Genomic DNA, 13,344 nt, shown 5'->3' on the forward strand with positions numbered 1-13,344 from the left:
TACTATTTAAGTTGTGTCTATTACTCTATATTTTTTCATAAATATCTCCTTTTCTTTATTTATTATTGTATATAAATGTTATTTGATGACACATTAAATAACAACTTTACGATAAACTCATCGATAACAGCCTATTATGTTTTGATTCTGTATTCTAAACTCCCATCTAATTGGAGAAATACACCCAATTGGAGAAATCAGTAAATATTTTTCAACATTTAAGGGTTGGAATCTCACAAAAAATTCATAAAACTTATTTACTTTAAAGGTTTAAACAATTGTGACCACATTTGTTTGAACCTCCACAATTTTTTTCTAAGCTATTCTCTAAAAATCTTATTTTTCGTTGTAAATAAACCTGATTGGTACTCTTTATGCAAAAGAAAAGATGGAATCCTTAATTCAACTCCACCTTTTTTCGAAATAAAAAGCATCTAATTCTATTTGAATTAGATGCTTACATTTAGTCCTTAGGCCTAATATTCTAAACTATTTACGCGTTTGTAAATCTTTTTTTATTACATCCCAGAGTGAATTATCTTGACGCATCGGTTTACCCTCTTCATCCCATTTTATTTTTCCTGTTCCCAATTCATAATCCATCCCTGTCCATGTGTCTTCACGAAATGCATAGAATGATTTATGCCAACCTTTTTGGTTGAAGATAGAAATAAGATCTTGCATGTATTGGGTAGCTCCTGGAACAGTACGGTTAATTCCAAACTCCTCTGCAATAATTCGATTAGATGATACATGATTTTTCTTAGACCATTGTTGGATTGGCTTCAAAAATTGCTCTAATCCCTGCTTATTCCACATTACAGGTTTCTCTAAATCTCCTACTTTTACTAATCCTGGATATTGATACTCCTTATTTTGTTTTTCACCTTGACTCGTTAATTCATATGGTTCATACATATGAAATGCATATAGGGTTTTTTTATCATTTACTGGTTTTAAATATTTAAAGGCCCATGGAGTAGCATATAAACCTGAATCTAAAATAATCGGTGTTTCTTGGTCTACTTCACGAATGGAATTGATTACTTTTTGATAAAATCTGTTTAAATCCGCTGTCGTTCCCTTCACTTTTGCATACCATTTCTCATAATCTTCCGTCCAAAAATCATTATATCTATTATTTTTAACTGTTTCTGGATGTGGTTCATTTATAATATTATAACCAACCACCGCGGGGTGATCTTTTAATTCCAAAGCAAGATCCTTCCAAAATTGACTTGCTTGTTCTTGATACTTCTCTTCCTCCCATATTCTGTCGTCATTCTTGTTATTATTAAATTGGCGCCATCGATCACCAGGTAAGGATAACATTGTAAGAACAACTTTCATTCCTTGTGATTGTGCGGCATCTAAATCCGCCTTTAATTTTTCTAAATCCTCCTTTACTAATCCCTGATAGTTATCTGCATTACCTATCAGAAAATCCTTTCCAGAAGTATCTGGTTTATCCTCAAATAGAAAATCTTTATCTTTTGCCCATTTATCAGGTGCTAAACGTACATATTCAATATTAGCTTCTTTTGCACTTTTATAGTTTTCAGGTAATGACGTACTATTCATGAAATTAGTACCCTTTCTTTTCGAATCCCAAAAACTAATTTTTGAATCGCCTTTGTGGTATGTATCAGCTCTTACATTCATTTCCTGTACTCCGAAACTCATCATGCCTAATAACGCAACAATTGGCAAAATTTTTTTCACAACTTTTCCTTCTTTCTCTTTATATTTAACACACATAACATACCTTTGTTTTGTTACAGGAATATGGCAATTTCCCAAAAATTCTTTTTTAGTTTATAAGATCGCAGCGCATTCATAGAAATGAAAGGGATAATTAGAACATTGCTTCATTTTCAAAGAAACAAAAAAGGAATCCTTTACGGATTCCTTTTTGCAATTCACTCTTTTTCAAATGGTACATTTCGCACCTATTTTTAGTATACCTTATAATTCCTATAAAATAAATAAGATTAAATGAAATTCACTTCAAATTGTGATAGAAAACATAATTAAGAAGCGAAGATAACTAAATATTATCCCTTTTATTAAATAAAAAAGATTAAATAATTCCCCCTCCAAACTAGGACCCCTTCGCATTTTTTACAAATATTGTTATAATTAGATAAACCAGAGCATTACCCCATTAACAAAGGGACTCCATAATTGGAGTCCCTTTGTTAATTAGCTATTAAAAATGATAGCATGTGATTATTGTATAATTTCTTCCTTTTTTAGATCTGCATATTCTTCTACGAAATCCCATAAACCTTGCTTTTCGAAATAAGAAACACTTTTTTCACTTCTTCTAAGAGTTTAATTGCTTCATATTCATTAAGAGAATGTAAAATATTGAAATGATATACATACTCTTCATTTCCTAATTCCATACAAACTGCTAATCCTTTTTCAAATTGCTTTAAGAATATACAAGCTGTCCCTAATGCGTTTTCACAAGAAGCAATTTTCACCTCATATCCCATTAGCCCAAAATACAAGGAATATAGATACGTATTTTACTTTCAAAGGCTGAAACCTTGCTGCATAACTACTGAAAATAAACATAAGAAAGACGTTCAAATCCATATGGATAGAACGTCTTTTCACTTTACTTTATACAGATACTGATTTTTCACTTATTCATTTTGCATTGTACTTAAAAAATCGATAAATTCATCTTCATTTACAGGTTTACTGTAGTAATAGCCTTGAATTAGATAACATCCATTACGTTGTAACACTGTTAATTGTTCCTTCGTTTCCACCCCTTCTGCTATCACTTTCATGTTTAAAGTATGAGCAAGTGAAATAATGGTTTGTATAATTTCATCTCCATCAGTAGAAATTCCGATCCTATTAACAAATTCTCTTGGAATTTTCAAAATATCAATTGGATAAAGAGGCAGATACGCTAGTGAAGAATAACCTGTACCAAAATCGTCAATTGATAAATGTACACCATATGATTTTAATACTTTTAACTTCGATAAGGTTTCTTTTTCATCTACCATTGCTATTCGCTCTGTTAATTCCAAATCAATTGAATTAGCAGGTACTCCTATCTCTTCTATGGTAGATATCATTGTTTGAACAAAATCTTTCTGTTCAAACTCTATAGCTGATAAATTTATCCCCATCTTTAGATTTGAATAGCCCGCAGAATGCCATTCTTTCAGTTGTCGACACGCTTTCTGTAACGTCCACTTCCCAATTGAAATAATCTGCGCCGTTTCTTCTGCGATAGGTATAAACTCAAAAGGAGAAATCAGCCCAAGCTCTGGATGTTGCCAGCGTATTAAAGCCTCTGCACCAATAACCTTACCTGCCTTACTATCAATTTGTGGTTGATACAATAAAAATAACTCATTATTTTCAATTGCATTTGGTAAATCCTGTTCTAATCGTAATCGACGAGTTACTTTTTGTGATAATGTCTCGTCATACATACAAACAGCATTGTTACCTTTTTCCTTTGCGCTATACATAGCGATATCAGCGTGTTGTAAAAGTGTAGTAGTATTTATTCCTCCAAATGGATACACTGCTATTCCTATACTAAGAGATAAGTAAAAACTATGCTGATTTACTACGAATGGTTCTTCAGTTATACGAAATAGAGTTTTACACAAATCCAATAGCTGTTGCTCTGTTTGGTTATGGACAATGATTGCAAACTCATCTCCACCTATTCTTGCTAGAGGAATAGTCGGTGACAGACATGTCCTAAAACGTTTGGCAACTTCTTTTAAAACTCTGTCACCAATCGAATGACCCAATGTATCATTAATGGTCTTAAAGCGATTTAAATCAATATACAGGAGCCCGAACTTATCCTGTGTTTTTTGTGCACGCTTAATGGATCTATCTAATTCTTGTTGGAAGAATATACGATTTCCAATCTCCGTCACCGTATCATGGAACGCAAGATAATTTATCTCATCCTGTTGTTGTTTCATCCTCGTTATGTCTTTTACCATTACATAACTCCCAAAGGTTTGTCCTTCTATCATAATAGGAACTATAGTGACATACCAAAAGAGAATATCCTTCTCATTGTTATTTTTCACACGTAACTGTAACGAAGATGAACTACATCGTTTCCCTTTCTTTATAGCCGATTCCAATTCAGATTTATCTTCATCTAAAAAAATAGAGAAGCACTCTTTCCCTATTAATGCAGCACTTTCTTTTCCTAATAACATACTTCCAGCCTGGTTTATATTTAATACGATACCATTTGAATCAATCGTTAAAATAGGATCTGGATGATACTCATATAAAGACTTAAATTTCTCTTGATTTTTTACCAAATCATTAGATTTGTTTATTAAATCCCTTGTTCTTTGAGATACTGTTTGTTCTAATTGATTATTAAACACTTTTAAGGTCTCGGTTAAATCTTTGTTTTGCATTCGTACAATTGTATGACGAATCAGTACAAATACAAAAGCAATACAATTTCCCGTAATCAATGTAGCTGAAGAAGTTTGTTCTTTCAAAGTAAAGCCAATTAAGACTGCAACTGCAAGATAAGGAAATATGACAAGAAGTTCCCTTCCAAATTTCGGATTGACAATAAAATAATTTCTTTTAGAAGAAGTATTCTTTGGGATTGTAGCAGCAATAGCGATAAATAATAGGAAAACTCTATACAAACACCTTAATAATATAACTGAACGATCTGACAAATCATCTTGTAAGTAAAAATATAAGTAGTCCGTAATAGCCAATCCAGTTAATACTAAGATAAAAATAAACAATTTACTTTTTGCATTGAAAATAGCAGGTCGAAAGATTAGTGTAACTCCAAGTAATAGAAGCAATAAATCTATAATCGGAAAAATAAATGAAAGAAAAACATCTCCAATTGAAAAGAATAAGATATTTGCGGAAGGTTTATTAAATAGGTACCACTCTAATGTAAAAATAGCAGTAACAACAATGCATAAATCACAAAGTAAATACGCTCTCTCCCATTTGTTACATTCCATCATAATTTTATAAAAAAACGCAAAGAGAAAGAAAAATAAGAAAAACACCAAAAATATATCAGAGATATTAAAATTTTGTATTGGTAATTCTACATTAAGTACTTGAAAAGCAGATATGAAATTTCCTATCAGGAAACACCCTATCGCAATAATTATGCAAATCCAGAATACTCCTAACTTAATTTTTCTGGATAATATAGAATACAGTAATGAGATAAATACAGTAGTTTCAACGACTAAAGATGATAGCCGGATATTAAAATCTGATACGAAATAATGATTCGGAAGAACAAATAAAAATATACAGCAAAAGCTTATATAAGCTATTAAAGCCAATATCAATACATAAAATTGCACATATGCATATTTACGCAATGGACTCACCTTCTTGAGTTTTTTCTATACTTTTATTAAGAAATGTCTTGATAGTAGCACAACTCCTACTAATTAAAATGTGTGCTACCTATTATCCATATTATGACCTTTTTAAAAGATTTCTTTCTACATACAACAGTCTTATTAACTTTTTGTAGATGTTTACAATTTTCAATACTGAGGATTCCAAAAAGGATCAGTTAAAAAATGTAGTTTTTCAAGTATTTGTGCATCGTAAATTTGGATTGTATAACTTATCTACTCTTTAAATATGAGATAAAATCTAATCCTCTATTGAATTATAGTTAGTTGCTAACTGTCACACTTAAAAAGGAATGAAAATATACTATCTTTAACATAGAAATTCGAATTAGTTTTCGAAACTAACTGTAACAATTATAGTTACAACTTAGATTGATGTCAATTTCATATTTCCTCCTTACTCAAAGAATTATAAATAATCTAGGATTAGGTGAAGCTGAAGCTGATATTGCATCTCTCTAAAAAGAATGTTACTCTAAAAATAGAATTATGAAAGGAATGATGGATGAATAATGATTAACTAATTTATATTTTAAGTTGAATTTTATAACTTCAAACTACAAAATATAGGGTTAGTCTATCCATTTTTAAAATTCAGTTCATACTTTATTTGTCATGATTCAAATGATTAATAAGTACTTATTAAGTATAGACGAAAGACTAATCCTTCCGATTACAATTGGGGGATTTTTTTATTCCCGTTTATGTTAGTTGGAACTTATTAATTGTTAAATGTACCTAACAAATAAAGGAGCGAGAAAAATGAGTACTTCAGACACTATTGTTACACATGTAATGCTCTATATAAGTCGTTAATATCCATCAAACTTATATAGAGCAATTAAAAAATGGATGGATGTTCCGACTTTATATGAAACGTTTCGATATATAAAGGAGGAATTATTATGTCAATGATAAAAGTCCAAGATTTAACTTTTTCATACCCAGGTAGCTTTGATAATATTTTTGAAAGTGTAAACTTCCAAATAGATACGGATTGGAAGCTAGGATTTATCGGTAGAAACGGACGAGGTAAAACGACATTCTTTAATTTATTGTTAGGGAATTATGAGTATGGTGGGAAAATCCTTGCTTCGGTAGAATTCAATTACTTCCCCTACTCTGTTGCAGATAAGAACAAATTCACTTATGAAATCCTTGAAGAAATTTGTCCCCAAGCAGAAGATTGGGAATTTCTGCGTGAGATATCCTATTTAAATGTTGATGCTGAGGTCATATACAGACCATTTAAAACATTATCAAATGGGGAACAAACAAAGGTGTTGCTTGCTGCACTGTTTTTAAATGAGGGCCAATTCCTATTAATTGATGAACCAACAAATCACTTAGATACTGATGCACGAAAGATAGTCTCTGATTATCTAAGGAAGAAAAAAGGATTTATTTTAATTTCACATGACAGAATCTTTTTAGATGGGTGCGTTGACCATATCCTATCTATAAATAGAGCAAATATTGAAGTTCAGAGTGGTAACTATTCTTCTTGGAAGTTAAATTTTGATAGACAGCAAGAGCACGAAGAGGCTACAAATGAGCGTCTACAAAAAGACATAGGGAGATTAAAACAGTCTTCCAAGCGTTCAGCAAGTTGGTCTCATGATGTGGAAGCTTCAAAAAATGGAACGAGGAATTCAGGCTCTAAGTTGGATAAGGGGTTTGTAGGTCATAAAGCAGCCAAGATGATGAAAAGAGCAAAAAACCTTGAATCAAGACAACAAAAAGCTATTGAAGAAAAGTCAAAATTACTAAAAAATGTGGAGAAAACTGAGTCCTTAAAATTGGAACAATTACAATTTAAATCAAATGAATTGATTACTTTGGTTGATGTGTCCGTTAAGTACGATGACCAAATTGTGAATGATTCGATTAGCTTCATAGTTGAACAAGGTGACCGAATTGTACTTGATGGAACGAATGGGAGCGGAAAAAGTAGTATCCTAAAACTAATTCTAGGACATCCGATACAGCATACAGGCTTAGTTATTTTAGGTACAGGACTCATCATTTCCTATGTCCAACAAGATACTTCTCATTTAAAGGGATCGCTATCAGACTTTATTGAACAGCACAAGATTGATGAGACCTTATTTAAATCCATCCTACGTAAGATGGACTTTGACCGAATTCAATTTGAGAAAGATATATCTCATTATTCTGGTGGACAAAAGAAAAAACTGCTTATCGCTAAAAGCTTATGTGAAAAAGCTCATATATATATATGGGATGAACCACTAAATTTTATAGATATCTATTCCCGTATGCAAATCGAAGAGCTTATTCAACAATTTAATCCCACAATGGTTATTGTTGAGCATGATAAAGCATTTCAACAAACAGTTGCAACAAAAACTATATCTATGTAGCTCAAAACGAATACTTGAAAATATAATCAGCAAATTGAGTCATTGAATTATAAATACTTTAATGACGTGTTGAAAAAAGCCTAATTTCTCTACAATACATTGAGAAATTAGGCTTTAAATAGTAATAATAGAATTCATATACACTGAATAATTTACACGTTAGGTTTATCTGTTAATGCAGTAACAATCCTATTCACTAAGTCTTCTGGCATCCATTCATGATTTGTATCATTCGTTTCATTTGGGCCTAAAGAATCAATAAACTTTTTAAACTTTGGAAATAAAACAATAGAAGTGATCCAATGTATCGTATGATTTATAGAGAAGAAATGAAAAACTCCTTGCTTTTCACCCTCCTGTAATATTTCTTTTAACTGTTCAAAATTACCTATGAAATACGGTTTAATCTTTTCTAATCGTGCACTTTCCTTAATAATCTCCTCATATGCCAATGATCCAATTTCAGGGTTCTCTTTTATATGTGTAGTAAAAACCGTTAAATATTCTCTAAGGGCATTGATAGGATCAAATTGATTCTTCTCAAGAAAATTGGGTAGCTCATTAGCAAGACCATATTTCTTAAACACCTCATAATATAGGTTTTCTTTCCCATTAAAATAGTAAGAGGCCATAGCAACATTCACTTTCGCTTCTTTTGCAATTTCTTGTATGCTCGTACCTTCGTAGCCACGCTCTCCAAATTTTTTCTTAGCAGCCTTTAAGATATTTTCCATCGTCTGCTCTCGAGATTTCCCCATTTCACACACCTCAAATAGTATATATTTCACTTCAAAAACCCAATAAGGACTTTGAATAGAGTATCTTTTTAATGAAATTTAATTATATATTTAAAGTGGTAACTTAACAACCGATGAAGTTCTGATTACTTTAAACAATATCCCCTTGCGTAGCATCAATAGCTTTCAAATACTTTATGCTCTTTTCTAATCGAGTGAAAGTCTGGACAAAAAACATCTAATGTTATCTTAACTTCGTGTGCAAACAAAAAAGTAATAAGGACCAGATCTTATCTATAAAATAAATAAGATCTGGTCCTTTCGTTACATTATACAAATTTAAAATAAACTAGCGTACTCGTATCTTGATGAGATAATTGTCCATCAATCGTCCATCATTTTCTGACTAAATCTGTTTAATCTCGATATAAGGTCCTTTAATGTTTAATTTGTTAATATCATTAGATATATTGCCTACAGTTGATTTTTCATTAAAAGTATAGACCTTTTCACCATTTACAAAGATACCCCAATTTTTATCTTCGTAACTGATACCATAACCAGCATTGCTAGACGTAGCTTGGAGTTGATTTCCATTCATTGAAAGAGATAATTTCCCTTTTCCTTTGTTAAGTTTATCATTCACACTGTTGATACTATTCATTTGTTCTTCAAGGGCTTTTTGTTTATCAAGAGTAACTTGATGGTTTTTCCAGTCTAATTTATAGTGGTTCGTAAAGAATTCATTATATGTATCTTTATTATTTGTTCCCCACCATTTTGAACTTACCCATTCGATATTGTACTGATCTGAAATTCTACGATTTGTTATTTTTAAATCTGATGTAGTTTCTGTTTTATCAGCAGTAATAACCGCTACTACGTTTGGAGAAAAACCATATCCTGTTAAAGCTGGTACTGTATCTTTTGAAACAAAATTATTCGTTCCTTCATTATAACTACGTGATTTCATAAATAGTTGATTACCATAGAAAGTATTGAATGAATCACGATTATAAATTCCCCACTCTGGGAAATTAAATGATTGGAATCCTACTTTCCAATTTAATTTTTTATCTGTGTGAGTCTCCAATACCGTTTTATAATCTACTTGATCATAAGATACACTTTCTTTCCAAGCAAAGCTACCTGTGATACTTGCATCGGCATTTGGCCCTTTATCATTTACTCCTACTTTAACACTTCCACCAAGTGTATACCCTACCTCAGAAGTGACCTTTGCTGAAGTCATTGTATTAACTGGGGCAGCTTTATGGAATTGAGCACTATCACCACTTGTTATTTCTGCTTCAGTATGATAGGCTGATGGCCATTTTAAACCTGCGTTATAGTATCCGCTACTAATTGTATATTTAGCATCTATATTACTACCATCGGTGGTAACAATTGCAATCTTTTTATCTGCGTAAGGATCCTCAATAAAAGAAACCTTTATTGAATTTTTGATATTTTGCTTCATGTCATAAGTAGTTTTAAAACTATTATAGACCTTCCCACCATTTTGAAGATTTTCTACAGTTCCTTTAGACTCTGCAAATGCAGATGTTGCTTGTAAACCAAATGATCCAGACATAATAACGGACGCTACCGCAACGCATTTAGCTATTTCTTTTGCTTTTTTCATACAGACAGCCACTCCTTCTTAAACATTTAAAAGATATAAATATATTATTTCTAGTTCACAAAAATAGAGATAGATTCATAGCCATACAATATAGAAATTCATTAACTTTATGACACTAACTAAAAACACATGTTTCACTAATCTTCCTCTCACTATTATTGATAACTATTATCAATATTATTAAAACATAAAGTAACGATTTAAACAACAATTTTAAATACAAATTTAAAATTGTTGTTTAAAAAAATACAAAAAAATTATAGAATTCTTCATTTCGAGAATTACTATATTTTCAATTACTTATTACAGCCTATATTCAGATACATTATTTCCTTTCCATTCATAATAATCTAAAATTCCTTCATAAATGGCTTCTGCTGCAATTTGTCTGCCATTTTCCGTAGATAATTTACTGTAATCAATACCATTATCTATAAACGCCAGTTCCGTCAACACAGCTGGCATGTCATTTTCTCTTATAACATGAAGGTCTCCATGTTTAACTCCTCTGTCTCGTGTTTGAAGTGCCTCTACTAAACGTGTTTGAATTTTTTCTGCTAAAACGCGACTTTCTTCCACATGAGGATTTGTTTTTTCGGATTTAGAAGATTTATAGTAATATGTTTCTGTCCCTTTTGCATTACCATTAAAAGCATTTGCATGTACGCTTATAAAGATATTACCCTGATTTTTCTTAGCAAATTTAACACGTTCCTGTAAAGAACTTTTTTGATCATGTCCTGGTCTATTATCAGATTGACGAGTTAATAAAACTGTAAATGGTGTATGCTTTTCAAGTAATTGTTGTAGACGTAAAGAAGTGTCTAGTACAATCTTACTTTCAGGTAATCCCTTTGTGGATTTCCCAGGATCTTCGCCACCATGTCCAGGATCAATAATGATTGTTTTACTTTCTAATGGGTTTTTTGGACGATGTTGCATCATATCTGTTTTTGCAGTAAGTTGAGCAGCTTCAGCACGTGTTATAAATCTATTTGGTTGCCAACCGTTCTCAGTACCATTGGAAATTTTCAAACCGATTAAAATATTGGCATATTTTTCTCCCCAATGCCCTTTTAAATCTTCAAATTTAACCTGCTCGTTATGATTTGATGTGCTTTGTAGTTTATATGCATTTACTAGCATCGTAGCCATAGCAGCGCGAGTTACTTTTCCGGATGGATTGAAGATTCCATTACCCTCACCTTTAACAATACCAGCTTTTTCAGCAGCAGCAATATACGGAGTAGCCCAGTGGTTTTGTGAATCTGTAAATGATGGTTTTGCATTAGAGTCAATTTGTATACCTAAAACTTTTGTCATAATTTTTGTAGCCGAAGCTCTGTCTAATGAGTCATTTGAACCGAAAGTTCCGTCTGGATAGCCATTCAATACCTGTTTATCAACTAAATAATTAACGGATTTGTCCGCCCATGCAGGAACATCTGGGAACTTATGAGTATTTGCAAATGTATTAGATGAGTAGGATAATAGACTTCCAGCAAGAATTCCTGTAGCAATTAATTTATATTTCAAAATGTAACACCTCTATCAATTTATTACAATTTGGTAAATATATCATTTATAATTAATCTTTAAATAATACGACTTTGAATAAAGAATAGATCACGTTATTTATATCGCTATATATCGTATAACGAATTTAAAATCGAACTATTACTCCAAAAATAATCCTCGGACATACACTTATAGATAGAGATTATTAAATATACTCACCAATATTGTGTAACCAGTATAGTTACTTATACATACGAGTGTCAATTAAAATAACCTTACAATTTTGTAAGATAACCACCTTAATAGTAAACAAAGTAATTATTAAATAATATAAATAGTTACTAGATATAATAAAATAACAACCTTAAATTTTGAAAAAAGACTAATTATTTTGATAGGAAAATAACTTATAACACCAACATTTTTAACAATGCTTTTGAATCCTACTTTACTCTATAATTCTCTGTTATATTCCAACGTGAATGCTCCTATAATATAGTCAATTGCTGCAATGAATACTACAAACTTATAACATTGTATTCCCTCAAAAAACATCTCTAGAAGTCACCTAAAGTAGCCTATATTAATAAATTCACACAATCCATCTTTTCATTCCCTTAAGACATCCTCAAATTTTACAAGGAATGAAAAAAGAAGAGGGAGACCTTCCCTCTTCACCAAAAAAATTAAAAAACACCTTAATTTATATCCCCTGCCTTTTACAATCTCACGTCTATTGATAGCCAGTTTAATTCTTCAATTCTATTTTCATAGATTCATGTATTCTTCTAAAGTCTGCTTTTGTTTATATATATTTTCAGCAATATCTCCTACATAGCGAATATGCCAAGGTTCATATGCATAACCTGTAATACTTTCCTTTCCCTTAGGGTAACGAATGATAAACCCTGCGCGATGCGCGTTTTCTTTCAGCCATTTTCCTTCCTTCGTATTAGCAAAGGATAACTCTAGTTCATTGTTCGCACTTTTAGAAGAAACGTCCATTGTTAACCCTGTTTGATGTTCGCTATGTCCTGGTTTTGCCGAGAAGCGATCCGTATGCTCTTGTCCTTTTCTTTTCACATTGTTTGTATACAATCGTTGTTGATAGTCATAGGAACGAAATCCCGAAACAGCATTTAACTGAATCCCCTCCTGCTTTGCTAAATCAAATAACTTTTCCAGTGCTTCTGCCGCCTCTTTACGGAGGTGGCTCTTTTCTACCGTTCCACTAAATGAGAATGGTACATTTGGTACAACAAAATCCTCTGGTTTATAGTCTTCGGGTAATCCATATTCCTTATTAACTACAGCCTGTATACTAGCAAAAGAACTTTCATTGTATTTTGATTGCCCTTTTCCTCTACTATCTTTCTCTTTATTTATGGAGTTTTCACGAGATTCATAGTTCGTCTTATCTGGTTCTTTACCAATAGATTGATTGGTGTAAATTATAAAGATACCTAACATCATAATTACACAAATGAAAATTCCTACTAATTTAAGTCTCATTATTCATTTCCTTCCTGCAACTCTTACTATTTCTCGTTCATAATATCTCAACCATATCAAATTCATATTAATTTGAAGCGAACTTTTGTTCTTACCATATTTCTTAATAGAAAGACTGTATA

General features: G+C 31.6%; 8 protein-coding genes. 1 reads left to right on the plus strand and 7 read right to left on the minus strand.

Features of this window, described 5'->3' with window-relative positions; all coding sequences use genetic code 11:
- Positions 1–489 precede the first annotated feature (489 nt).
- From MHH27_RS17970 to MHH27_RS17980, 3 genes are all read right to left on the minus strand, one after another.
- Entirely contained in the window at positions 490–1,758 is a 1,269-nt protein-coding gene (locus MHH27_RS17970) for a glycoside hydrolase family 5 protein (RefSeq protein ID WP_090977453.1), read from the minus strand.
- Between the two features lie 512 nt (positions 1,759–2,270).
- The gene (locus tag MHH27_RS17975; protein ID WP_340943598.1) at positions 2,271–2,501 is read right to left on the minus strand and encodes an aspartate phosphatase; all 231 of its coding nucleotides are present in this window, start codon (positions 2,499–2,501) and stop codon (positions 2,271–2,273) included.
- Positions 2,502–2,654: 153 nt separating this feature from the next.
- The gene (locus tag MHH27_RS17980) at positions 2,655–5,384 is read right to left on the minus strand and encodes a sensor domain-containing protein (protein WP_340943600.1); all 2,730 of its coding nucleotides are present in this window, start codon (positions 5,382–5,384) and stop codon (positions 2,655–2,657) included.
- Positions 5,385–6,331: 947 nt separating this feature from the next.
- Between MHH27_RS17980 and MHH27_RS17985 the strand changes: the two genes are divergently transcribed.
- Positions 6,332–7,810 carry an Lsa family ABC-F type ribosomal protection protein gene (locus MHH27_RS17985; RefSeq protein ID WP_000061792.1) on the plus strand — a complete coding sequence of 493 codons (1,479 nt, stop codon included), beginning with the start codon at positions 6,332–6,334 and terminating at the stop codon, positions 7,808–7,810.
- A 152-nt stretch (positions 7,811–7,962) separates the two neighbouring features.
- Here the strand turns inward: MHH27_RS17985 and hlyIIR are convergent, their stop codons facing one another.
- The 4 genes from hlyIIR to MHH27_RS18005 all read right to left on the minus strand — a co-directional run bounded on the left by hlyIIR (position 7,963) and on the right by MHH27_RS18005 (position 13,222).
- Positions 7,963–8,568: a hemolysin II regulator HlyIIR gene (gene hlyIIR, locus MHH27_RS17990; protein WP_016080734.1), complete on the minus strand. Its 606-nt coding sequence runs from the start codon at positions 8,566–8,568 to the stop codon at positions 7,963–7,965.
- A gap of 385 nt (positions 8,569–8,953) precedes the next feature.
- The gene (gene hlyII / locus MHH27_RS17995) at positions 8,954–10,192 is read right to left on the minus strand and encodes a hemolysin II HlyII (protein WP_340943604.1); all 1,239 of its coding nucleotides are present in this window, start codon (positions 10,190–10,192) and stop codon (positions 8,954–8,956) included.
- A gap of 303 nt (positions 10,193–10,495) precedes the next feature.
- Positions 10,496–11,728: an N-acetylmuramoyl-L-alanine amidase gene (locus MHH27_RS18000; protein WP_000875659.1), complete on the minus strand. Its 1,233-nt coding sequence runs from the start codon at positions 11,726–11,728 to the stop codon at positions 10,496–10,498.
- Between the two features lie 750 nt (positions 11,729–12,478).
- Positions 12,479–13,222, minus strand: coding sequence for a M15 family metallopeptidase (locus MHH27_RS18005; protein ID WP_098235320.1), 744 nt, complete (start codon positions 13,220–13,222; stop codon positions 12,479–12,481).
- Positions 13,223–13,344 lie beyond the last annotated feature (122 nt).

The sequence above is a fragment of the Bacillus sp. FSL L8-0152 genome (assembly GCF_038006365.1).
GTDB classification, from domain to species: domain Bacteria; phylum Bacillota; class Bacilli; order Bacillales; family Bacillaceae_G; genus Bacillus_A; species Bacillus_A cereus.